We start from the raw sequence: 22,260 nt of genomic DNA on the forward strand, positions 1-22,260 counted from the left end.
AGATATGCGGATTGTCGCTTTTGTGAATTTTTTTGCGGGATGAACAGCGTGGCATCAAATAATTTTTCGGCGCGAACGCGGATGGCGACGCTCCTTCTTGCCGGGACCATGCTGGCCGGGCCAGTCACCCCGGCGCTGGCGCAAGACGTCAAGCCGCCTCTCATCGAGACTACAGAGGCTACGGTTCCCGCAGCGGCGACAATCAAATCGATCACGGTCACCGGCAACCAGCGTCTCGAGTCCGAAACCATCCTGTCCTATCTGCGGCTGCGCATCGGCCAAACCTATAATCGCGCGGTGCTCGATCAGGCTTTGAAGGATTTGGCAGCGACCGAATTGTTCAAAGATTATCAGATTAGCGACGACAAGGGCGCGCTGACCATTCAGGTGTCCGAGAATCCGGTGATCAACCGTGTTATCCTGGAAGGGAATAAACGGCTTAAAGAAGAAAAGATCCGGCCCGAGATCAAATTGGCACCGCGTCAAATCTTTACCCGGTCGAAAGTGCGCGCCGATGTTGCGCGAATCATCGAACTTTATAAGCGTCAGGGCCGCTTTGCTGCGACGGTCGATCCCAAGATGGTCACGCTCGACCAGAATCGCGTCGATGTTGTGTTTGAAATCAACGAAGGGCCGAAATCAAAGGTCCGCCAGATCAACATTATCGGCAATGAGAAATTCAAGGATGGCGAATTAAAGGGCGAAATGGCGACGAAGGAAGCGGGTCTGCTGACATTCCTGTCGTCGAATACGACCTATGACCCCGACCGTCTGGCCTATGACCAGCAAAAGCTGCGGCTTTTTTACCTGCAGAACGGATATGCCGATTTCCGCGTGATTTCGGCCGTGGCAGAACTTACCAGCAACAAGCAGGACTTTATCATCACCTATGTGGTGGAAGAGGGCGAGCGTTATAAGTTCGGCAAGGTCGATGTGAACAGCGAATTGCGGGACTTCAAACCGGAGACGCTGAAAGCGTTGCTGCCGATGAAAGAGGGCGACTGGTATGACGCCAAACAGGTCGAAGATACGGTAGACTCGCTTAGCGAAACGGCCGGCCTGTTTGGCTATGCTTTTGCCGACATCAATCCCGAATTCCATCGCAATCCCGAAACACGGACGATGGACATCACGTTCAACGTCGCTGAAAGCCCGCGCACCTATGTCGAGCGCGTCGATGTCAACGGCAATACGCTGACACAGGACAAGGTTATTCGCCGCGAATTCCGCCTGAACGAAGGCGATGCGTTCAACAGCTTTGGCGTCAAGCGGACCGAGAACCGGCTCAACAGCCTGGGCTATTTCCAGGAAAATCTGGAGATCGAACGCAAGGAGGGCAGTGCCCCCGACCGCATCATCTTGGAAACCAATGTCGAAGAAAAGCCGACCGGCGAGCTTTCCTTGTCTGCCGGTTTCTCGTCGATTGAGAACTTCCTGCTCCAGGCCTCGATACGGCAGCGCAATTTCCGTGGACTGGGTCAGCAGCTGCAGGCGTCGGTCAATTACTCAAGCTATTCCAAATCGGTCGAACTCGGCTTTACTGAACCCTATTTGTTCGACCGCAATATCTCGGTGGGCGGCAGCGTTTTCCGCCGCGATTTAAACTCGTTCAACTTCATCAACAACAACCGCCAGACAACATTCCAGCAGATCACGACAGGGTTTCAGTTGAATGCCGGTGTGCCGCTGACCGAATTTATGTCCTTCTTTGGACGCTATAATATCAGCCTTGATGATGTGACGCTCGACCGGAATATCTATTTCTTTGGCGATCAGTGCGACCCGTTGGTTGCGGGCCGCTATCTGTGTGATGCTATTGGCACGCGCACGACTTCGTCGCTCGGTTACACATTGTCCTATGATGATCGCGACAACCGCATCCGCCCGACACGCGGACAGGCTTTGTCCCTCAGCCAGGATTTTGCGGGTCTGGGCGGCAGCGTTAAATATGTTCGCACGCGCCTGTCTGGCAGTAAGCATTTCAATCTGGGTAGCAATTTCATCCTGAGCACCTCGCTTGAGGGCGGGTATATTGTTCCATTTGGCGGGCGGCCGACGCCGACCAGCGACAAGGTTCGGCTGACCGACCGCTTTTTCCTTGGCGAGCCGCAAATGCGCGGATTTGATATTCGCGGCGTTGGCCCGCGCGTCATTCGCTATAGCAATGTCGATCTGACTGATCCGGCAAACCCGATCCTCAATACCGATGTCGACAGACGCAACGGTCGCGTTGATGACGCACTGGGTGGCCGTGCTTATTATCAGGGACGCATCGAGATGGATATTCCACTCGGCAGCGGCGCCAAAGAACTGGGTCTGCGGCCTTCGATCTTCCTGGATGTTGGTTCGGTGTTCGGTGTTCGTCAGCCAACGCTGACGACCTTGGCGAATTTCCGTGATCCCAGCGATGGACTGACCAAATTCCTCTGCCGTGATTCGGCGGCAGGAACGGTGCAATTCGGTACGCAGGCCTCCGTCACCAACCCTGACGGCAGTGTTACGCCGGCCGGTGATTATAATGTCTGCCCAGCCGGATTCTCCGCACTGCAACCCTTCGAGGAGCGCTTCTTCGGCGATTCCTGGAAACCGCGCGTGTCAATCGGCGCGGGCGTCAATTGGAAATCGCCGTTCGGCCCTTTCCGTATCGACTTTGCCTATGCGCTTCGGAAAGAGCTGGGCGATGACACCAAGAGATTTTCTTTCAACGTAGGAACCCAATTCTGATGAAAAAGCTATTAGTCGCCGCCACTTTCGCCGTGGCCAGCCTGTCCGTATCGCCGATCATGTCGGCCCCCGCCATGGCCCAGTCAAAGACGGGGATTGGCGTTGCCGATGTCCGCGCCGCTGCGGCCCGTTCCAACGCTTTCAAGACGGCTTCCGATCAGATTGAAACGACCTATAAATCGCTGATAGATCAGCAAAACTCACGGGCGCAGACGCTGCAGGCCGAAATCAACGTGCTGATCGCGCGTTATAATGAAGAAGCGAAGAAGACCCCGCAGAATCAGGCCAGCCTTCAGGCAGCAGCCAAAGCCGTGCAAGAAAAGCGCGCCTCTGCTACCCAGGAACTGAAAACGCTGACCGCGCCCGTCGATCTGGCGCTCGCCTATGTCGAGGATCAGATCAGCGTTCGTATGAACGAGGCCATCAAGGCCGCGATGGCCGCGCGCAAGGTTGATTTGCTGCTCAACCCGGATGCGGTGCTGGCGCGCGAAAATAACGTCGACATTACAGCTGCAGTGGTGACCGAACTCGACCGTATCCTGCCGAATGTTTCGACCGCTGTTCCTGCCGGATATCAGGCTGGGCAGTTGGTTGAAGAGCGGAACAAGCAGTTGATGGACGCCGCGCGCGCCGCGCAGGGTCAGCCGGCTGCGACCACGCCCACCACGACGCCGCCGACGTCCCGCTAAGCCATGACGGACGGAAGCGAAACGGCAGGAGCCAAAGGTCCGGCGGACATCCGTCGGATCATGGCGCTGATCCCGCATCGTTATCCGATGCTGCTGGTCGACCGGGTGGTGTCGATGGTGCCAGACACCTCGATCCACGCGGTCAAAGCGGTGACGATGAATGAGCCCTTCTTTCAGGGCCATTTTCCCGACCGCCCGATCATGCCCGGGGTTTTGATTGTCGAGGCGCTGGCGCAAGCCGCCGGCGTCCTCGCGATCGAATCGCTTGGTCTGGCCGGGTCGGGCAAGCTGGTTTACTTCATGGCCATCGACGGGGCGAAATTCCGCAAGCCAGTCGAGCCGGGATGCCTACTCGATCTGCACGCGACGATCATCCAGAGCAAGCGCAGCATTTGCCGCTTTGAAGGCAAAGCCATGCTGGGCGATGTTCTGGCTGCGGAATGTCAGTTCACCGCCATGATTGCCGATCCGCCGAGCGAATAGCCGGCTTTCGCGCGACCCCGTCTTCGCTTTGGCGGAAAAGACGAGGCGGACACTTGCCAAAACAGGCGCCACCCATTAGGGGACGCCGCTTCGCGACCCTCCGTTTTTGACGAAGGGGCGCATAGTCTCACGCATGCTGGTCGGTAACCAGTGGCACAGGAGCCCGGAATGAAAAAAGATCTGCACCCCGCCTATCATATGATCACGGTCAAGATGACCGATGGCACCGAATATCAGACGCGCTCGACATGGGGCAGCGAAGGCGACACGCTGACGCTCGAAATCGACCCGACGGCGCATCCGGCATGGACCGGCGGCAACTCGCGTATGCTCGACGCTGCGGGCCAGGTCGCCAAGTTCAACAAGCGTTTCGGTGGTCTGACCCTCAAGCGCTAAGCGTCTGCGCTGCTCGCTAGAACAGTGAGCACGCGACCTTAATCCAAAATATTCGCAAGCGCGCTTTGCCATCCGGCAAGGCGCGTTTCGCGTTTGGCGTCGGATAAGGCGGGGGTAAAGCGCGTGGTGCGGCCTCGCATGGCCTGCGCGGCGCTGGCAAGGTCGGGGTAAAGACCTGCGCCGGTTGCGGCGAGCATCGCGGCGCCCAGCGCGGTGCTTTCGACAAAATCGGGGCGCTCGACCGTCAGCTGCAAAATATCGGCCAGATCCTGCGCCATCCAGTCATTCGACGCCATGCCGCCATCGATGCGCAGGTCGGCCCAATCGACCCCATCGGCGGCAAAAGCGGATTTGAGGCCATGCGCCTGATAGGCCTGCGCCTCGAGCGCCGCGCGCGCGACATGCGCCTTGCCACTGGCAAAGCTGAGCCCCGATAGCGCGCCCAGCGCGTCGGGCCGCCAATGTGGTGCGCCCAGCCCGGCGAGCGCGGGGACCAGATAGACCCCGCCATTATCCTCGACTGACCGCGCCAGCCCCTCGCTCTCGGCGGCATTGGCGAGCAGGCCCAGCCCGTCACGCAGCCATTTGATCAGGCTGCCCGCGACAAACACCGATCCTTCCAACGCATAATGGCGTGCATCGCCGTCCTGCACCAATATGGTCGCGAGCAGGCGGTTGGACGAATAGGGACGTTCGGTGCCGCTGGCGGTCAGAATGAAAGCGCCTGTGCCAAAGGTTGCCTTGGTCTGTCCGGGGGTCAGACAGGCCTGCCCGATGGTGGCGGCCTGTTGGTCACCCGCCATGCCGCAAATCGGAATCGCACCGCCCAGCACATCGCTATCGCTGGTCCCGACCTGTTCGGTACAGCCGACAATCTCTGGCAGGATGGTGATCGGGACACCCAAGAGGTCGCACAGGCCAACGTCCCAGCCGCCCTGACTGTTGATGTCCATCAACAGTGTGCGCGAGGCGTTGGTGGCGTCGCTGATATGGGTGCCGCCGGTCAGGCGAAAGACGAGGTAGGATTCGATGGTGCCGGTCGCCAGTGCCTCGCCCGCTTCGCGCAACTGCGGCCAGTTTTTGAGCGCCCAGCCCATCTTGCTGCCCGAAAAATAGGGATCAAGGAGAAGACCGGTCTTTTCCTGCACCACCTCTTCATGCCCCTCGGCCTTGAGCGCGGCGCAATCGGCGGCGGTGCGGCGATCCTGCCAGACGATAGCGCGGGCGAGCGGCTCACCGCTATTCCTGTCCCAGAACACCACGGTCTCGCGCTGGTTGGTGATGCCGATGGCGGAAATCTTGTCGGCGCCTCCGGCTTTGGCAATCATCGTTCGCGTACAGGCGAGCGTCGCATCCCAAATTTCTGCGGCATCATGTTCGACCAGGCCGGGGCCGGGATAATATTGTTTGAATTCGCGCTGCGCGCTGCCCAGCGGGGTGCCGTCGGCGGCGAACAACATGGCGCGGGTCGATGTGGTGCCTGCGTCGATGACGATGATGTGCTCGGTCATATCTCGGTGGCTCCCTTTTCCTGCCTGTTCTAGATGAAGCAAGGGACGCAATTCGACAAGCGTCGGGATCACGTAATTATCTTGCAAAGCGGCGCAACACGTGCCATATATTGTGCAGCGCAGCATGGCGGCATAGCCCGCCAACATCCCGGCAGCGTGATTTTTCCGCCTTTTTGTCCTTGGACAAATATATGCGGGACGAGCCGGGCAGCGCTTTTGTCCCCAGAGGCACCCTTTCACGCGGGTCGTTTCGAACCCGCGGTCTCGTGCCGTCCGTTCGCAAACGAACGGTCGTTGTGCGCGACCCTTTTGTGAGTATTTTATGACGACATTCAATGACTTTGGCCTGCACGCCGACATTAATCGTGCGCTTGCCGCCAAGGATTATACCGTACCGACCCCGATTCAGGTTCAGGCGATCCCCGAACTGCTGAAGGGCCGCGATCTATGCGGTATCGCGCAGACGGGCACCGGTAAGACCGCTGCTTTTTCGCTGCCTTCCATCCACCACATGATCAGTAACCCGCGCAATCGCCCGACCCCGCGCGCCTGCCGTATGCTGATCCTGTCACCGACCCGCGAGCTCGCGGCACAGATTGCCCAGAGCTGCCGTGACTATGGCCGCTTTACCAATTTGACGGTTGCGACCGTCTTTGGCGGTGTGCCCGTCAACCGCCAGATCCGCGCGCTGTCTCCGGGTGTCGACATCCTCGTCGCCACGCCGGGCCGTTTGCTCGACCTGATCGACCAGCGCGCGCTGTCGCTCGCCGATGTTGATATTTTCGTCCTCGACGAGGCCGACCAGATGATGGACATGGGTTTCATTCATTCGCTGCGCCGCGTTGCCAAATTGCTGCCGCCGCGCCGCCAGAACCTGTTCTTCTCGGCCACCATGCCAAAGGAAATCGCTGGCCTGGCGCAGCAGTTCCTCGACGATCCGGTGACGGTATCGGTCACGCCGCAAGCGACGACCGTTGAAAAGATCCGCCAATTTTCGACCTTTGTCGAGCAAAAGGAAAAGCAGGCGCTGCTCACCGCTGTCATCCAAAAAGAAGACATTGAGCGCGCGCTGATCTTTTCGCGCACCAAACATGGCGCCGACCGGATTGTCCGCCATCTGGCGGGCGCCGGGATCAAGGCCATGGCGATTCATGGCAACAAGAGCCAGCCGCAACGCACCCATGCGCTGCAGGCTTTCCGCTCGGGCGACATCAAGCTGCTCGTCGCGACCGATATTGCGGCCCGCGGTATCGACGTGTCGGGCGTCAGCCATGTCATCAACTTTGAAATCCCCAATGTCGCCGAACAATATGTCCACCGCATCGGCCGCACCGCGCGCGCCGGCGCAGAGGGCGTAGCAATCAGCTTTGTCGCCCCCGACGAGCGCCCCTATATGAAGGCGATCGAGCGGGTCACTCGCTCGCGTCCCGAACCGATGGCGCTGCCCGAGAATTTCAACGAACTGGTGCGCAATCTGCCCAAGCCGGTGGCGCCGCCGCGCGATACTGGCAGTCGTGGCCGCGACCCCAACCGCCAGCGTCAGGATGCCAATCGTCAACGCGACGGCGGAAAGCCGCGCGGTGATCGTGGTCCGCGCCGCGACGGTGCGGCAGGCGAAGCGGCGCAGGGCCAGCGCAAGCGGAACTTTCGTCCCCGCAACAAAAGCGTCGGCGCACACCGAAATGCGGTGACGCGCGTTTAACTATCGTTGACCTCATCTATTCGCACGCTACCTTCCCGTCGCGACGGGGAGGGGCCTGCAATGCTTGACGATGATGACTTTGATCCGCCGCCACCGCCACGGCGTCCTTTATGGCGGCGCAAGCGGCTGATGATTCCGTTGATGGTGGTGATGGCCATCATCCTCAGCTTCTTTGCGCTCGAAACGCCCGACACCGATCGCGGCGCTATGGTCGCCAAATATGGCGGTCCGCACGCACAATTTGCCGATGGGCCAGCGGGCCAGCATGTCCATTATCGCGATCAGGGAAAGGCGGACGGCCCGCCCATCATCCTGCTTCACGGGTCAAACAGCAGTCTGCAAACCTGGGAACCGATGGTGGCGCGGCTGGGCGACCGCTATCGCATCATCACCCTCGACCTGCCCGGTCATGGCCTGACCGGCGCGACGCCTGACAAGGATTATGCCGCCAGCGGGATGATCGCGGCGGTCGATGTCGTCGCGGCAAAGCTGAACCTCGACCATTTCATTCTTGGCGGCAATTCGATGGGGGGCTGGATCAGCTGGCGCTATGCGCTCGCCGAACCGCACCGGGTCGATGCGCTGATCCTGCTGGATGCCTCTGGTATGCCGCCTCGCAAGGGCGATCCGGCACCCCCGTCGAACATCGGCTTTCGCATCCTCAAATACCCATTGGGACGCTGGCTCGCGGGCAAGATTACACCGCGCAGTCTGATTGAAAAATCGCTGCGTGAATCGGTCGAAAATCAGGCGATGGTCGACGATGCGATGGTCGATCGTTATTGGGAATTGCTACGCTTTCCCGGCAATCGCGCGGCGACCGCGCTGCGCTCTACCATCGATCGCGAGCCGGAGATGGCGGACAAGATCGGCGACATCAAAGTGCCGACGCTGATCCTGTTCGGAAAACAGGACCGGCTGATCAACGCCAGCGCCGCGCAGACATTTCATGAGCGTATTGCCGGGTCCGAAGTCGTGCTGCTCGATCATGTCGGGCATTTGCCGATGGAGGAAGCACCCGATGCGACAGCGAACGCCATCGCCGATTTCCTTAAGCGGCGGCTTGGCGATCCGACTGTGGCAGGTCCAGAAACGCCATAATCCGGGTCGCGACGGCGGCGCTGTTGGTAAAGGGAAAGAGGTGTGATCCGCCGGACACCACTTCCAGCTCGGCGCCGTCGATCAGGTCGGCGAGCATCTGGCCGTAACTGGCTGGCATGATCCCGTCATGCTCCCCCATCAGGATCAGCGTTGGCAAATCTTTCAGACTGGGAAGCAGCCCGACACTGGTCCAGCCTGCCATGGCGGTCGTCTGATAGGTGAGGCCCAGCGGGGTCGCGGTCGGCATTTTGAGCCCGCTCATGCGCATGTCGTCATCGAACAATGCGCCCCATCCAATACCGGGCGCCGACACCACGGGGCTAGTCGCCATCAGCACCAGATGACGGATACGTTGCGGGAACTGCACCGCGATCTGCTGCGCGAGCGCGCCGCCCCAGCTGAACCCGGCGATGTCGATTGAGGCATGGCCGAAATGATCGGCGATTTCCATGACCACCGCCGCCATCGTCGGCGCTGTATAAGGGAGCAGGGAGTCGGGCGATCCACCCACCCCCGGCATGTCGAGCGTCCAGACCTCGCGCCCGTGAATCTGCGTCAACAGCGGGGCGGCGGCGGCTATGTCGGCGCCGACGCCGTTGAGGAACAACAGAGGCGTGCCGTCTTCACTACCCGCCCGCCAACGCGCGACGCGCAGTCCAAAGCCGTACACGGATTCCATACTGATATCGGGGTTGCCGCTGATCCTGCTCATGCGGGCGTGCTTGGCAGCTTTTGCCGTCGGGTGAAAGGCCCGAAGCCGATCAGGCTGTGGTCAGATCGGTTTTGGCCTTCGCCTCCGCCTGCTCATAGCGCAGACAGTCGAAAATCTTAGCTCCGGCCAGAAACACCGATCCGCTGCACGCGATCAACAGCATTTTGCCGCCGAAGCCCGGATAATGGTCGAGATAAACCATGCCCCGCTCCATGGCCCCGACGCCCAACGCGTAAATGATCAAACAAGCTTCGAGGCGCGTCTTGATAATGAACAGTCGGCCGATCTTCTTCCACATATCCATATCCCCGCAAGAGCCATGCCAATGGCGCAAATGCGCGCATCGACGCGGCGGCATATGGTAAACTGTAAGTTAATCCGACAGCTAGGGAAAGCTCATAGAAGGTCGGTGAGTCCCATTTTGGCAAGCAGCGCCGCGCGTGCCGCCTTGGCGTCGCGGGCCAGTCCGGCGGAATCGAGGTCGGTGGGCGCGATCTGCTCGGGCCAATGCGCCGCTATCACGTCGCTCAGGCGGTCGAGCGTGTCTGCATCGGCCATAAAGCGGGAATCGACTGTCGCCGGATCGGCGACGACGCGCAGGCGCAGGCAAGCCGGGCCGCCGCCATTGGCCATCGACTGGCGGACATCGACGGGGATAAGTTTGCGGATCGGTCCGTTGCCCGCGACATGCGCCTCCAGCCATTGCCAGACGGCAGGGGTGTCGCGCGCCTCGGTGGGCAGAACCAGACCCATTCCGCCCCCATCGGGCAACGAGACAAGCTGGGCGTTGAACAGATAGGAAGAAATGGCATCGCCCAAACTGACCGCGCTTGTCGGAACCTCGACAATCTCTACCTCGGGCATCGCGGCACGAATGGCCGCATGGGCGCCCTCGCGATCCTGAAACGCGGTTTCGTGCGTGAACAGCACCCGTTCATTGGCCACCGCGACAACATCATTGTGAAAGGCACCGCCCGAAATCGCGGCATCGGCCTGTTGCACAAACAAGGTGCGTGCAGGGTCCAGCCCATGCCGCCGCGCAATCGCCTTTGACGCTTCCAGATTCTGCCGCGCCGGAAAGCGCCCGCCGCTGACCCCATAGACAAAAATCTCGATACCCGTCGAACCATGACCCGAACACAGCCGCATATGATTGGCCGCACCCTCATCACCAAAGGGGGCAGGGACAGGGCCATGAACGGCAAAGGCGGGGTTGGCAAAGGCGAGCTTTAGCTGCGCCAGCGTTCCCGGCCATTCATGGCTGCGGTGCGGCATCGTCACCAGATTGGCGACGGTCAGATGGCATTTGCCGTCGCTGGTGTCGGGGGCAGGGGAGACGGTTGCGGCATTGGCAGCCCACATCGCCGAGGCCGAAAAGGATTGTGCGCGGATATGCGGCTCGGCGGAATCGAGACGGGTCGACAATGTCTTCAGCCAGCCTTCGTTCGGCCGGTCGAGCGGCATGAAAAAGCCCTGCGGCAGGCCAAGCGCCAGATTGGCGCGCATCTTGTCGATGCCCTGCAAAGCGGCGGCGCGCGGCTCTGACACATCACCGGCATTGTTGGCCGAGGCAATATTGCCCGGGCTCAGCCCCGCATAATTATGCGTCGGGCCGATGATCCCGTCGAAGTTGATCTCTGTCAGCATAAGAGGGAATCACTCCGTTTCCATTGTTCCTCTAACCCCTCCCCTTCAGGGGAGGGCAGCGAGGCTTACGAACTTGTTCGTTAGCCGCAGCGGGTGGGGTCATCGACCTTGCGCTACTTCGGCAAACCCCACCCCAACCCCTCCCCTGAAGGGGAGGGGCTAAAATAAGCTACCGCGCGATCCAGCTCACATCATCACCCTTGCCGACGCCCAGCAATTCGGCGGCGTCGGTTTCGACATACAGGCTGTCGTCATCGCCCGCGTCAACCTTGCCATAGCAGCAACGGAAATCGGCGAGCCGCCCCGTGGCAATCAACGCGCTATCCGCCCCACCGTTCAGCGCGGTGATCGCGCCGGTGCGGGCGTTGGCGATGCTGGCAACGGCATCGGTGCGCGCGGTCATCGTCGGGCCGCCGTCAAAAATATCGACGTAATTTTCATAGGCAAAGCCCTCATTCTCCAGCATCCGCATCGCGGCGCGACCGCTGGGGTGCGGGACGCCGATGACGCTGCGCGATGTGTCGGGTAGCATCGCGATATAGACGGGATGTTTGGGCATCAGATCGGCGATGAACTGGTTGCCATGCACCGCGTTGAACTGGTCGGCTTCCTGAAAGCTCATGCCAAAGAATTTTCCGGCCACGCCATCCCAGAACGGCGATCCGCCCGCTTCGTCGATGACCCCGCGCAATTCGGCGAGGATGCGATCGGCAAAGCGCGCGCGGTGGCGGGCGATGAACAAATAGCGCGACCGCGCCAGCAACATGCCCAGCCCGCCCGCGCGCGCCGCCGGATGCAGGAACAATCCGCCGACTTCGCTGGCCCCGTTGAGGTCGTTGCTGAGCATCAAAATCTGCGCGTGAAAGGTGCGGTTCAACTGCTCGCTATGCTTGCTGTCGGTGCCGATGCGATAGGAATAAAAGGGCCAGCGCTGGCCGACCTGCCCGAAAATCTGACAGGTGCCGCGCACTTCGCCGCTATCGGTGTCCTCGAGGACCAGCAGGTACAGCTCGTCGGCAGGTTCTTCGGCGGGGCTGGCAAAGCTCGCCTCGGCGCGCTCCAGCTTGGACCGCAGCGCCTTTTTGTCGGGCGGCAAATTGGTAAAGCCGCCGCCGGTCAGCTTGGCCATTTCATAGATGGATTGCAGGTCGCTCGGTTGTACCGCGCGGATTACATAGCTCACAAAGTCCCCCGTTCCGCCAATCGTAAAATCGTCAGCGCCGACAGTTGGGCGCGCTCGGCCAGACTGTCGACAATCAAAAACTCGTCCGCAGAGTGAATCGCTCCGCCGCGCGGCCCCATGGTGTCGACCACGGGGATGCCGCAGGCGGCGATATTGTTGCCGTCGCACACGCCGCCGGTGGCGTTCCAGCTGATCGGCGGCAGGCCCAGCGCCGCGCCGCAATCGCGAACCAGCTCGAACAATTTGGTCGCTTGGGCATCGAGCGGCTTGGGTGGGCGGTTGAAGCCGCCGTGGAGGTGGGCGTGGACGTCATGGTCGCGTTCGATATTGGCTAAGGTGCCACGGAGCGCGTCCAGCGCGGCGTCCATCGCTGCGGGGGTCGATGGGCGCATATTGACGCGCAATATGGCGCTGTCGGGGACGACATTGTTCGGGCCGCCGCCGTCGATACGGGCAGGGTTGACCTTTAATTCCAGCGACTTGAGTGCATTGAGCTGCAGCGCCAGATCGGCGGCGGCGACCAGCGCGTTGCGCCCCTCTTCGGGGTTGCGTCCGGCATGGGCGCTGCGCCCGTGGATCGTGATCGAAAAGTTACCACTACCGGGCCGCGCGCCCGCCAATGTGCCGTCGGGAAGCGCGGGTTCATAGGTCAAAGCGGCGGTTTTGCCCTTGGCGAGTTCGGCAATCAGCGCCGCCGAGGCATGGCTGCCCGTCTCTTCGTCGCTGTTGATCATCACGTCATAGCCGATGCGTGCGGCGAGCGGCGACGCCTCCACCGCGCCCAGCGCGGCCAAAATGACCGACAGCCCGCCCTTCATATCGGCGGTGCCGGGACCGTTGAGCACGCCCTCTTCCAGCCACTGCATCGTCTGGAACGGATGATCGACACCGAACACCGTGTCCATATGGCCGGTCAGCAACAGCTGGACAGGCGCATCGGGGCGCACGCGCAGGTGCAGATGCTCGCCGCGCTCTATGGTGCGGACCTGGCCGCTACTATCGACACTTTCGACCGGATCGGGCGCGACAAGGCGGATATCACCGGGAAGCGCGGCAAAGGCATCGGCAAGTTGCCCCGCAACATTTTTCAATCCTGCAAGATTGCCCGTCCCGCTGTTGGTCGCCGCCCATTGTTCGACCTGCGCCAGCATCGGCGCAGCGGCGGCGCGGTCGAGGGTCTTGGTTTCATCTGCTGTGGGGCTTGTCATATTGTTGCGTATAGCCAGGAACAGGGGGGCTTGGCGAGGGGATGATTTGCATTCCATTTCAGCCCCTCCCCTTCAGGGGAGGGCAGCGAGACTTGCCAGCTTGCTGGTTAGTCGCAGCGGGTGGGGGCGTCGGCCTTGCGCCATGTCGCTGATCCCACCCAAACCTGCCACTCCTGAAGGGGAGGGGCTTTTCAGGGACGCGCAAACCAGATGATATGCCGCGGCCCCTTGCCATTGCTGCGCGCGCGCACCACGACCTCGTCGACGGCAAAACCCGCGCCGGTCAACCGCTGGACAAAGCGCGCGTCGGGCGCGGCGGACCAGATCGCCAGCACGCCGCCGGGCCGAAGCGCCGCCTTGGCGTGGGCCAGCCCCGCTCCCGAATAAATCCGGTCATTTCCGGCCCGCACCAACCCGTCGGGTCCATTGTCGACGTCGAGCAGGATCGCGTCATAACGCCGCGTCGCGCCGCTGATGGCGTCCGCAACGTCCCCCATGACCAGATCGACCCGCACATCGTCGAGGCAGCCCGCAGCCAGATCAGCCATCGGGCCGCGCGCCCAGTCGATAATCTCCGGAACCAGCTCGGCGACGGTGATGCGCGCCTCGGCCCCCAGCTTGGCGAGCGCCGCGCGCAGCGTGAACCCCATGCCATAGCCGCCGATCAAAAGATGCGGCGCGGCGGCGTTCAGCCGCTCGCACGTCATCACCGCCAGCGCCTCTTCGGACCCGCTCATCCGGCTGCTCATCAATTCGTTGCGACCCAGCGCAATGATGAAATCATCGCCGCGCCGAAACAGCCGCAATTCATCGCCGCCGGGAATGTGCGCGCTATCGATAAGGGTGCGGGGAGTCATGCGGCGTCTATAGCGACGGCAGGGTGTTTGGCGAGGGGGCTTTGTCATTCTTTGGGCCGTTCGCATATGGTCCGTTATCCTTCCGCCCCTCCCGCCAACCACCCCCTTGCCCTCCCGCGTCAATCGCGGCATAGGGCGGCCACCCTTCCTCCCCGGATTCACACAGGCGTTCTGCGCTGTACCAAAGGGTGTTTCATGACCGAATTTCTGAATCGCAACGGCCTGTCGATCGATGCGCGGCTGGTGGACTTTGTCGACCGGCTGGCTTTGCCCGGAACCGGACTGAAGTCCGACCGCTTCTGGGCCGATTTTGCCGCGCTGCTGAACAAGTTTGCGCCCGAAAATGCGGCTTTGCTGGCGAAGCGGGAGGATTTGCAGGCGCAGATTGACGCCTGGCATATCGCGCGCGACGGCAAGGGGCATGATGCGGCGGCTTATGAGGAGTTTCTGCGCGACATTGGCTATCTGGTGCCCGAACCGGCCTTTGCCGTCGGCACCGCCAATGTCGATCCCGAGATTGCGACAATGGCGGGGCCGCAGCTGGTGGTGCCCGCGCTCAACGCGCGCTTTGCGCTCAACGCCGCCAATGCGCGCTGGGGCAGCCTGTACGATGCCTTTTACGGCACCGACGCGCTCGACGCGCCGCCCGCCAAGCCCGGCGGCTATGATCCCGTTCGTGGCGCGGCGGTGATCGCGCGGGCGAAGGCGTTTCTGGACGAGGCGGTGCCGCTGGCGTCGGGGACATGGGCCGATTGGCAGGGCGGACAACTGATGCTGGCCGACAAATCGCAATGGGCGGGCAGCAAGCCCGGCGGCATTTTGCTGCGCCACAATGGCCTGCACATCGAACTGGTGATCGATCCCGACAGCGCGATCGGCAAAAGCGACCCCGCCGGCATCGCCGATGTGGTGCTGGAGGCCGCGCTGACCACGATCATCGATCTGGAAGACAGCGTCGCCGCGGTCGATGGCGAGGATAAGGTGCTCGGCTATACCAACTGGCTGGGCCTGATGCGCGGCGATTTGACCGAAAGCTTTGCCAAGGGCGGGCAGACGGTGACGCGCGCGATGGCACCCGACCGTCAATGGACCGCCCCCGACGGCAAAGCCTTTGCCCTGCACGGGCGCAGCGTCCTGTTCGTGCGCAATGTCGGCCATCTGATGACGACACCGATGGTGCGGCTAGCCGATGGCAGCGAAGCCCCCGAAGGCATTTGCGACGCCCTGTTCACCAGCCTGTGTGCGCTCCACGATGTGAAGGCGCTGGGCCGCCTGCGCAACAGCCGCGCGGGCAGCATTTATATCGTCAAGCCCAAGCAGCATGGGCCAGAGGAATGTGGCTTCACCGACCGCCTGTTCAATGCGGTCGAGGATATGCTCGGCCTGCCGCGCCACACAGTCAAAGTGGGCGTGATGGACGAGGAACGGCGCACCTCGGCGAACCTTGCCGCGTGCATCCAGGCGGTGAAAGACCGCATCGTGTTCATCAACACCGGCTTTCTTGATCGCACCGGCGACGAGATCCACACCTCGATGCGCGCGGGGCCGATGATCCCCAAGGGCGAGATGAAGGCGAGCGACTGGATCGCCAGTTACGAGGACCGCAACGTCCGTATCGGCCTCGCCTGTGGGCTGTCGGGCAAGGCGCAGATCGGCAAGGGCATGTGGGCGATGCCCGACCTGATGCACGCGATGATCGAGGCCAAGATCGGCCATCCGAAATCGGGCGCGAACACCGCATGGGTGCCGTCACCGACCGCCGCGACGCTCCACGCGATGCACTATCATGCCGTCGATGTGTTCGCCCGCCAACGCGAGATTGCGGGCGAGGCGGTGCCCTCGCTCGACCGCCTGCTGCGGATTCCGGTGGCGGAGGGCCGCAACTGGAGCGAGGCCGAAATCACCCGCGAACTCGACAATGGTTGTCAGGGCATTTTGGGCTATGTCGTGCGCTGGATCGATCAGGGTGTTGGCTGTTCCAAAGTCCCCGATATCGACGATATCGGCCTGATGGAGGACCGCGCAACGCTCCGCATCGCCAGTCAGGCGCTCGCCAACTGGCTGCTCCACGGCGTGTGCAGCGCAAGCCAAGTCGACGCCGCATTGGCGCGGATGGCAACCAAGGTCGACGCGCAAAATGCGGGCGATCCGCTCTACGAAAAACTGACCCCCGACGGCATAGCCTATCGCGCCGCGCGGGCGCTGATCTTTGAAGGCGTGACCCAGCCCAGCGGCTACACCGAACCGCTGCTCCATGCGTTCCGTTTGGAGAAAAAGGCGGCGGCGTAGAGGGCGCGTGGGGCGGTAGGCAGCGATTGTTGGCTAACGACCGTTACCGCCCCACACCCCTCATGCCAGTCCGCCCATCCCGTTCGCATCGAGCGAAGTCGAGAGGCCCCTCGGCGGGGTGCAAGGCCGATGGGTGTCTCGACTTCCACCACGGTGGAAGTTTATCCTGAGCGCCTGCTAAGGCAGTCGAAGGGCGCGACACGAACGGGTGTGAGAGGACGACAGCAAACGACCCAGTTGCGGACGATGGAGTTTCATTTTCTAGCTTCCCAGAAGCTGCCGTTGAAAGGGTCTTATTGGCCCTTTATTCGCAACATCACTTTCTGGCTGACCGAATATCTTCGGAATGGTCTGCGATCCGATCAAACATTGATCGGCGAGAAAGGGCAGCGTCAGGACGGTCTAGTGCAGCTATAGCATCATCAGCTTTCCGATTAAGCTTAACGGCGGTAGCCGCGAGTGCTCTCCATAATGGTAATAGTTTCTCGACAAGCTTGTTTCCGGCAGGCGTCACACTTAGCAGTCGCCGCCGTCGGTCCCTTGGATCGACTGCAGAAGTTATGTATCCAGCCTGCTCAAGCGATTGCCGCGATTGACTGATCGAGACATGCATTATGCACAGAGTTTCCGCAATTTCGCTGACGGTCATCGGTCCATTCAGCACCAGCTGACTGATAAGTCCCTACCAACGCTGTTCGAACTTTGCATCGTGAAATTGATAGGCGCGTGCAATGTCACCATCGATAATATTTATCAATCGCCTCAGCCGTGCGCTGAGTGCGACCGACCCAACTTGCTGGGTGTAATCTGTCTTGAATTTATCACTATACCCGTCATATGCGTAGGTATATTCATCATATGCGTAGGTATATTCATCATATGCGTAGGTATATTCATCATATGCGTAGGTATATTCATCATATGCGTAGGTACCTGCATATTATCAAGGGGGCTTTGTGAAATTTCGGCGAAGAACAGTTTTAGCAGCAATAGCAAGTTCAGCTGTTCTACCAGCAATTGCACGCGGACATACCAACCGACAACGCCGCCTTGATGAGTTCGTGCGAGACCAGATGCGTTCCGCGTCTATTCCGGGTTTGGCTGCAGGTTTAGCGCGGTCCGGAGAAATCGTTTTCGCAGGCGGTTATGGGTATGCAAACCTGGAGAACCGGCTTCCAGTTACGACCGACAGCATGTTTCACGTGGCATCACTGACGAAAACAGTTACGGCAGCTGCAATTGCCCAGCTTTCGATGCGCGGTGCACTCGACCTGGATGCACCAGTGACGCAATATCTCGATTTTCCCCTAGTGCACCCGCTTCATCCTGATGCCGCAATAACAGCTCGCCAGCTCCTCACACATACCTCAGGCATCTCTGACGAAAAGGCATATGAGATCGATTTCAGAGTGCTTGGGCGCGATGCAGAAATGCAGCTGTCCACTTTAGTGCGAGGCTATCTCGTCCCGGGCGGTCAGTTTTATGAACGCAACAAAGTGTTTCTAGAGACGGCGCCGGGAACTGCGTGGGCCTACAGCAACATCGGTTACGCTCTGCTCGGTTACATTGCCGAAAGGGTTTCCGGTGCGGACATGCGTATTCAAACGCGGGAGGATATATTCAGGCCGCTCGGAATGCAGCACAGTAGCTGGACAATCGCCGATACCCCTGCTGCCTTCAAAGTGACGCCATATGAGTCTATCGATGGTGTACAACATCCCGTTGAGCCAGTTGGGTTTCCAGATTGGCCCGCCGGAATGATCCGATCTTCCATCAATGATTTTACCAAGTTTGCAGGCTCCATAGCCAATCGTGGAACGGGTTCTGGTGTGAATATCATTTCGACCGACATGGCAGACGAGTTACTCACTATGCACAAGCCGTCGCAATTGCCGGACTGGCTCGATGGTCAAGGTCTGGGTTGGATGTCGTCTCCACTATCTGGAAGGTCGACAATAAATCATTGGGGCGGCGACCCCGGCGTTTTCACGGCTGCATACCTCAGGCCAGAGGAGAAGTTAGCGGTGTGCGTTTTTGCGAACGCATCGGCCACAACCGAATCCCGGACCGCCCTTAAATCTATCGCAACCAAGCTATTCGAATTCGCGTAATATCCCGCGTGCATCTCCATAGTCCGCTAATGGTACATCTTTGACGAAAGGGAGCCAGTCAGCTCCCCACCCCAAAACCACCATCCCCCAACCGCCCCGCCAAAAACCGCTGTCCTACAATCTTCCGCCGGACTAGCCTTGTGATGCTATGTCATGCCCCTGCCAGCCTTTCCTCACCAAAACTTCCGTCAGGACAGTCGGGGAGAGAGGGAATAGAGGGGGTACCTAGTGTGACCTTTGTGACCTTTCAAAGTAATTGCGCGCGGCGGGCGCACATGGGTTATGGTCCGATTCAGGGTGATGACGCGCGATTTCCGGTGCGCGGATTCGATCGAAAAGGGGCAGGGCGATGGTTGTTCCGTTCAATTTTGGCCAGCTGCGGTTTCTAAAGGCCTATAGCGAGGCGCTGTTTCATGGTGCCGAAATGGTGATTTCGGCCGATCAGGTCGTTGCCAATTTCACCGATTTGTTCGCCAAAATCGGTGGGACCAAGCTGGACGAAATCCGCCTGTCGCTGACGGTCAGCGAAGTGGTGCTGGGCGGGCCGTTCTTTATCAATGATGATATTGCGGGGCGTGCCGCGACGATCCGCCATCGGCTGCAAAACACCAATTTCGACTTTTTTCAGGATCTGGCGCGGGTGCGCGGGGTGATTTACGCCTGTTATTACGGCCATTGGGAACCCGGCGACGAAGACGCCAATCGCGACAATGTCGTCCACCGGCAAATCGCCTTCACCCTCCCCAAATTCCGCCAGCGCGGAGCGGGGGAGATGCCGATCGAGCCGGTGGCGGGGCGCGAGATTGATCCCGCGCATGTCATCGGCGCGGGCGAACTGGAACAAAGCTATGATGTGATCGTGCTGGGGTCGGGCGCGGGCGGCGCGGTGGCGGCGTTTCAAATGGCCAGCCGTGGTTACAAGGTGCTGATCGTCGAAGCCGGTCCTTTTTATCCCTCGCCGCGCATATCGCTTCACGAACTCGACATGATCGCACAGCTTTACAAACATGGCGCGCTGCAAACCTCGACCGACCATGATTTTGTGGTCTTTCAGGGGCGCTGTGTCGGCGGGTCGTCGACGATCAACAACGGCATCTGCCTGCGCGTCAACGAAGAGGGAAAGACCCACCCCGATGCGCCCGATATCTTCGACAAATGGGCGAGCATCGGCGCGCCCGTCGACAAGGCGGCGTTCAGCGCCAGCTATGATGCCATCGCCGCGCGACTGGGCATCGCGCCGATTGAACCGCGCAGCGGGCGGCACAATGGCCCGCATCTGATGCAGGGCTGGGCCGATTATGCCGCGACCTCGGGCGATCCAAAGGACAGCCGCGCCATTTCGGCCTGGTTCTCCAAGAATTTCGGCCCGCCGAACACGCCCACCGCCTGCGCCTATTGCGGCTATTGCAACACCGGCTGCGGCTATGGGCGGCGGTTGGGGATGGCTCAGACCTATTTGCCCGACGCCTGCCGCGACCATGGCGCGCGCATCCTGGCCGAGACCAAGGCCGACAAGATCATCTGGCGCGACGCCCCCGACGGCAAGCGCGTAGCGGCGGGGGTCAAGCTGATCCTGCCCGGCGGGGCCAAGACGGTGGTCCACGCCCATGTCGGGGTCGTCGTCGCGTGCGGGACGATTGCATCGAGCAAGCTGCTCGACCGCAGCGGGATATCGGGAACGGGCTATCAGGTGTCGCTCAACATCGCGTCGCCGGTCGTCGCGCTGATGCCCGAAGGCGCGCCGATCAACGCGTGGGACGAGGATCAGATGGCGACCTATGTCGATTGCGCCGATTTTCTGCTCGAATCGCATTTCCAGCCGCCGATGGCGATGGCGACCTTGATGCCGGGCTGGTTCGGTGACCATGCGGCAAGGATGCAGAATTTCGGGCGCGTCCACTCGGCGGGCATCCTGTTTCCCGCCGACCGGCGCGGGCGGGTGGTCGATGGCAAGCTGAAGTTCAAACTCGACACACAGGATGACCTGCCGGTGCTACGCCGCGCGATGGCGACGCTGACCAAGGTTCATTTCGCGGCTGGCGCTCTGGAATGTTACCCTGCGCTGGCGAAGGGGCAGGTGGTGACGCCCGACATGGATATCGACGCTTTCTTTCACGATGCGATCCGCGAGGCCGATGATGTGACGCTGTCGAGCAGCCACCCGCACGGCGGCAATGCGATGAATGTCGATCCCGCCAATGGCATCGTCGATACCGACTGCCGCGTGCATGGCACAACCAATGTGTTGGTCACCGACGCCAGCGTCTTTCCCAGCTGCATCCGCGTCAACGCGCAATTTACGACAATGGCGATGGCACATTATGCGACCGCAAGGGACGACCCGTTCGGGTAAGGCTCTAGCCCGCGCTGACCCGCTCAATGTCTGCGCCCACGGCCTGCAGCTTTTCCTCCAGCCGCTCATAGCCGCGGTCGAGGTGATAGACGCGGTTGACCTCGGTCTGTCCCTCTGCGGCAAGTCCGGCGATAATCAGGCTCATCGAGGCGCGCAGGTCGGTCGCCATGACCGGCGCACCGATCAGGCTCTCGACCCCGCGAACCACCGCGGTGCGGCCCTTGACCTGAATGTCGCAGCCCATGCGCGCCAGTTCGGGGACGTGCATATAACGGTTTTCAAAGATGGTCTCGGTGAACAGGCTGGCCCCTGTGCCCAGCGTCGCCATCGCCATGAATTGTGCCTGCATATCGGTGGCAAAGCCGGGGTAGGGCGCGGTCGACAACGTCACCGGCTCGGCTCGCCCGTCCATCGCGACGCGGACGCCGCCTTTGACGTCCTCGACCGTCGCACCGGCTTCGCGCAGCGCAAACAGCGTCGCTTCCATTTCGCTGGCCTTGGCCCCGACCAGCTCGACATCGCCCTGCGTGATGACAGCGGCGCAGGCATAGCTGCCCGCCTCGATGCGGTCGGCCATAACGCGATAGGTTGCGCCATGCAGGCGGTCGACGCCCTCGATGGTCAGCGTCTCGCTGCCGATCCCGTCAATCTCTGCCCCCATTGCGGTCAGGCAATTGCACAGGTCGATAATCTCCGGCTCGCGCGCCGCATTTTCGAGGGTGCTGGTGCCAGCGGCGAGGACGGCGGCCATCACCGCATTTTCGGTCGCGCCGACCGACACCACGGGAAAGGTGAAACTCCCGCCCGACAATCTCCCGCCGGGCGCGCTGGCTTTGACATAGCCCGACGCCAGCTCGATCTCGGCGCCCAGCGCTTCAAGCGCTTTCAGATGCAGGTCAATCGGCCGGTTGCCGATGGCGCAGCCACCGGGCAGCGACACCGTCGCTTCGCCTGCGCGGGCGAGGAGCGGGCCGAGCACGAGGATGGACGCGCGCATCTTGCGGACGATGTCATAGGGAGCAACCGACGAGGTGAGGTTGGTCGTCCGCGCGGTCATCACGCGGCCAAAATCTTCGGGGCGCGATCCCTCGATCGTGGTCGAACAGCCAAGCTGGTTGAGCAAATGCCCAAACCCGTCAACATCGGCGAGCCGCGGCAGATTGCGCAGCGTCAACGGCTCATCGGTGAGCAATGCGCAAGGGAGCAGGGTGAGCGCGGCGTTCTTTGCGCCGCTGATGGGAATACGGCCCGACAGGCGCTGACCGCCGCGAATGACAATTTGATCCATGATGTG

At 61.1% G+C, this 22,260-nt stretch carries 18 protein-coding genes; 9 read left to right on the top strand and 9 right to left on the bottom strand.

Features of this window, described 5'->3' with window-relative positions:
• Window positions 1–81 precede the first annotated feature (81 nt).
• The 4 genes from bamA (at window position 82) to rpmE (ending at window position 4,292) form a co-directional block, all read left to right on the top strand.
• Window positions 82–2,724, top strand: coding sequence for an outer membrane protein assembly factor BamA (bamA, locus tag ACR3XE_RS05490; protein ID WP_473698615.1), 2,643 nt, complete (start codon window positions 82–84; stop codon window positions 2,722–2,724).
• Window positions 2,724–3,413 (top strand): OmpH/Skp family outer membrane protein, encoded by a 690-nt coding sequence (locus ACR3XE_RS05495; RefSeq protein WP_473698614.1) that lies wholly within the window; start codon window positions 2,724–2,726, stop codon window positions 3,411–3,413. The genes bamA and ACR3XE_RS05495 overlap by 1 nt, the downstream gene beginning before the upstream one ends.
• 3 nt (window positions 3,414–3,416) lie before the next feature.
• Window positions 3,417–3,896 carry a 3-hydroxyacyl-ACP dehydratase FabZ gene (gene fabZ / locus ACR3XE_RS05500; RefSeq protein ID WP_473698613.1) on the top strand — a complete coding sequence of 160 codons (480 nt, stop codon included), beginning with the start codon at window positions 3,417–3,419 and terminating at the stop codon, window positions 3,894–3,896.
• A gap of 168 nt (window positions 3,897–4,064) precedes the next feature.
• Window positions 4,065–4,292, top strand: a complete 228-nt coding sequence (gene rpmE / locus ACR3XE_RS05505; protein ID WP_473698612.1) for a 50S ribosomal protein L31 — start codon at window positions 4,065–4,067, stop codon at window positions 4,290–4,292.
• 38 nt (window positions 4,293–4,330) lie between these two features.
• On the opposite strand, the gene ACR3XE_RS05510 is transcribed toward rpmE, so the two are convergent.
• Entirely contained in the window at window positions 4,331–5,803 is a 1,473-nt protein-coding gene (locus ACR3XE_RS05510; protein ID WP_473698611.1) for a glycerol kinase, read from the bottom strand.
• Between the two features lie 322 nt (window positions 5,804–6,125).
• Here ACR3XE_RS05510 and ACR3XE_RS05515 point away from each other — a divergent pair, with 322 nt between their 5' ends.
• Window positions 6,126–7,505, top strand: a complete 1,380-nt coding sequence (locus ACR3XE_RS05515; protein WP_473698610.1) for a DEAD/DEAH box helicase — start codon at window positions 6,126–6,128, stop codon at window positions 7,503–7,505.
• Window positions 7,506–7,565: 60 nt separating this feature from the next.
• Window positions 7,566–8,606, top strand: coding sequence for an alpha/beta fold hydrolase (locus ACR3XE_RS05520; protein ID WP_473698609.1), 1,041 nt, complete (start codon window positions 7,566–7,568; stop codon window positions 8,604–8,606).
• Here the strand turns inward: ACR3XE_RS05520 and ACR3XE_RS05525 are convergent.
• The 6 genes from ACR3XE_RS05525 to ACR3XE_RS05550 form a co-directional block, all read right to left on the bottom strand.
• Window positions 8,557–9,318, bottom strand: a complete 762-nt coding sequence (locus tag ACR3XE_RS05525) for an alpha/beta fold hydrolase (protein ID WP_473698608.1) — start codon at window positions 9,316–9,318, stop codon at window positions 8,557–8,559. The two genes, ACR3XE_RS05520 and ACR3XE_RS05525, sit on opposite strands and share 50 nt — an antisense overlap.
• A gap of 49 nt (window positions 9,319–9,367) precedes the next feature.
• The gene (locus ACR3XE_RS05530) at window positions 9,368–9,616 is read right to left on the bottom strand and encodes a hypothetical protein (protein ID WP_473698607.1); all 249 of its coding nucleotides are present in this window, start codon (window positions 9,614–9,616) and stop codon (window positions 9,368–9,370) included.
• Window positions 9,617–9,714: 98 nt separating this feature from the next.
• A complete protein-coding gene (locus ACR3XE_RS05535) occupies window positions 9,715–10,965 on the bottom strand; it encodes an N-succinylarginine dihydrolase (protein WP_473698606.1) in 1,251 nt (416 codons plus the stop codon).
• A gap of 169 nt (window positions 10,966–11,134) precedes the next feature.
• On the bottom strand, window positions 11,135–12,148 hold the full coding sequence (locus ACR3XE_RS05540) for an arginine N-succinyltransferase (RefSeq protein WP_473698605.1): 1,014 nt from the start codon (window positions 12,146–12,148) through the stop codon (window positions 11,135–11,137).
• Complete coding sequence (locus tag ACR3XE_RS05545; RefSeq protein ID WP_473698604.1) at window positions 12,145–13,356, bottom strand: hydrolase; 1,212 nt, start codon at window positions 13,354–13,356, stop codon at window positions 12,145–12,147. Before ACR3XE_RS05545 ends, ACR3XE_RS05540 begins: the two co-directional genes overlap by 4 nt.
• A 191-nt stretch (window positions 13,357–13,547) precedes the next feature.
• Complete coding sequence (locus tag ACR3XE_RS05550; protein WP_473698603.1) at window positions 13,548–14,213, bottom strand: spermidine synthase; 666 nt, start codon at window positions 14,211–14,213, stop codon at window positions 13,548–13,550.
• Between the two features lie 195 nt (window positions 14,214–14,408).
• On the opposite strand from ACR3XE_RS05550, the gene ACR3XE_RS05555 reads away from it, so the two are divergent.
• Window positions 14,409–16,502, top strand: a complete 2,094-nt coding sequence (locus ACR3XE_RS05555) for a malate synthase G (protein WP_486185967.1) — start codon at window positions 14,409–14,411, stop codon at window positions 16,500–16,502.
• A gap of 316 nt (window positions 16,503–16,818) precedes the next feature.
• On the opposite strand, the gene ACR3XE_RS05560 is transcribed toward ACR3XE_RS05555, so the two are convergent.
• Window positions 16,819–17,166, bottom strand: a complete 348-nt coding sequence (locus ACR3XE_RS05560) for a winged helix DNA-binding protein (protein ID WP_486185968.1) — start codon at window positions 17,164–17,166, stop codon at window positions 16,819–16,821.
• A 292-nt stretch (window positions 17,167–17,458) separates the two neighbouring features.
• Here ACR3XE_RS05560 and ACR3XE_RS05565 point away from each other — a divergent pair, with 292 nt between their 5' ends.
• Both ACR3XE_RS05565 and ACR3XE_RS05570 read left to right on the top strand, forming a co-directional pair.
• Window positions 17,459–18,613, top strand: coding sequence for a serine hydrolase domain-containing protein (locus tag ACR3XE_RS05565; protein ID WP_473698602.1), 1,155 nt, complete (start codon window positions 17,459–17,461; stop codon window positions 18,611–18,613).
• Between the two features lie 349 nt (window positions 18,614–18,962).
• A complete protein-coding gene (locus ACR3XE_RS05570) occupies window positions 18,963–20,966 on the top strand; it encodes a GMC family oxidoreductase N-terminal domain-containing protein (protein ID WP_473698601.1) in 2,004 nt (667 codons plus the stop codon).
• A 4-nt stretch (window positions 20,967–20,970) separates the two neighbouring features.
• On the opposite strand, the gene murA is transcribed toward ACR3XE_RS05570, so the two are convergent.
• Window positions 20,971–22,254: a UDP-N-acetylglucosamine 1-carboxyvinyltransferase gene (murA, locus tag ACR3XE_RS05575; protein WP_473698600.1), complete on the bottom strand. Its 1,284-nt coding sequence runs from the start codon at window positions 22,252–22,254 to the stop codon at window positions 20,971–20,973.
• Between the last annotated feature and the right edge of the window lie 6 nt (window positions 22,255–22,260).

The sequence above is a fragment of the Sphingopyxis sp. 10G20-10 genome (genome assembly GCF_057365075.1).

Excerpts from the sequence above, each read along its gene's own strand:
- bamA (WP_473698615.1), top strand. The coding sequence starts at position 82 with ATGGCGACGCTCCTTCTTGCCGGGACCATGCTGGCCGGGCCAGTCACC.
- ACR3XE_RS05495 (WP_473698614.1), top strand. The coding sequence starts at position 2,724 with ATGAAAAAGCTATTAGTCGCCGCCACTTTCGCCGTGGCCAGCCTGTCC.
- fabZ (WP_473698613.1), top strand. The coding sequence starts at position 3,417 with ATGACGGACGGAAGCGAAACGGCAGGAGCCAAAGGTCCGGCGGACATC.
- rpmE (WP_473698612.1), top strand. The coding sequence starts at position 4,065 with ATGAAAAAAGATCTGCACCCCGCCTATCATATGATCACGGTCAAGATG.
- ACR3XE_RS05510 (WP_473698611.1), bottom strand. The coding sequence starts at position 5,803 with ATGACCGAGCACATCATCGTCATCGACGCAGGCACCACATCGACCCGC.
- ACR3XE_RS05515 (WP_473698610.1), top strand. The coding sequence starts at position 6,126 with ATGACGACATTCAATGACTTTGGCCTGCACGCCGACATTAATCGTGCG.
- ACR3XE_RS05520 (WP_473698609.1), top strand. The coding sequence starts at position 7,566 with ATGCTTGACGATGATGACTTTGATCCGCCGCCACCGCCACGGCGTCCT.
- ACR3XE_RS05525 (WP_473698608.1), bottom strand. The coding sequence starts at position 9,318 with ATGAGCAGGATCAGCGGCAACCCCGATATCAGTATGGAATCCGTGTAC.
- ACR3XE_RS05530 (WP_473698607.1), bottom strand. The coding sequence starts at position 9,616 with ATGTGGAAGAAGATCGGCCGACTGTTCATTATCAAGACGCGCCTCGAA.
- ACR3XE_RS05535 (WP_473698606.1), bottom strand. The coding sequence starts at position 10,965 with ATGCTGACAGAGATCAACTTCGACGGGATCATCGGCCCGACGCATAAT.
- ACR3XE_RS05545 (WP_473698604.1), bottom strand. The coding sequence starts at position 13,356 with ATGACAAGCCCCACAGCAGATGAAACCAAGACCCTCGACCGCGCCGCC.
- ACR3XE_RS05550 (WP_473698603.1), bottom strand. The coding sequence starts at position 14,213 with ATGACTCCCCGCACCCTTATCGATAGCGCGCACATTCCCGGCGGCGAT.
- ACR3XE_RS05555 (WP_486185967.1), top strand. The coding sequence starts at position 14,409 with ATGACCGAATTTCTGAATCGCAACGGCCTGTCGATCGATGCGCGGCTG.
- ACR3XE_RS05570 (WP_473698601.1), top strand. The coding sequence starts at position 18,963 with ATGGTTGTTCCGTTCAATTTTGGCCAGCTGCGGTTTCTAAAGGCCTAT.
- murA (WP_473698600.1), bottom strand. The coding sequence starts at position 22,254 with ATGGATCAAATTGTCATTCGCGGCGGTCAGCGCCTGTCGGGCCGTATT.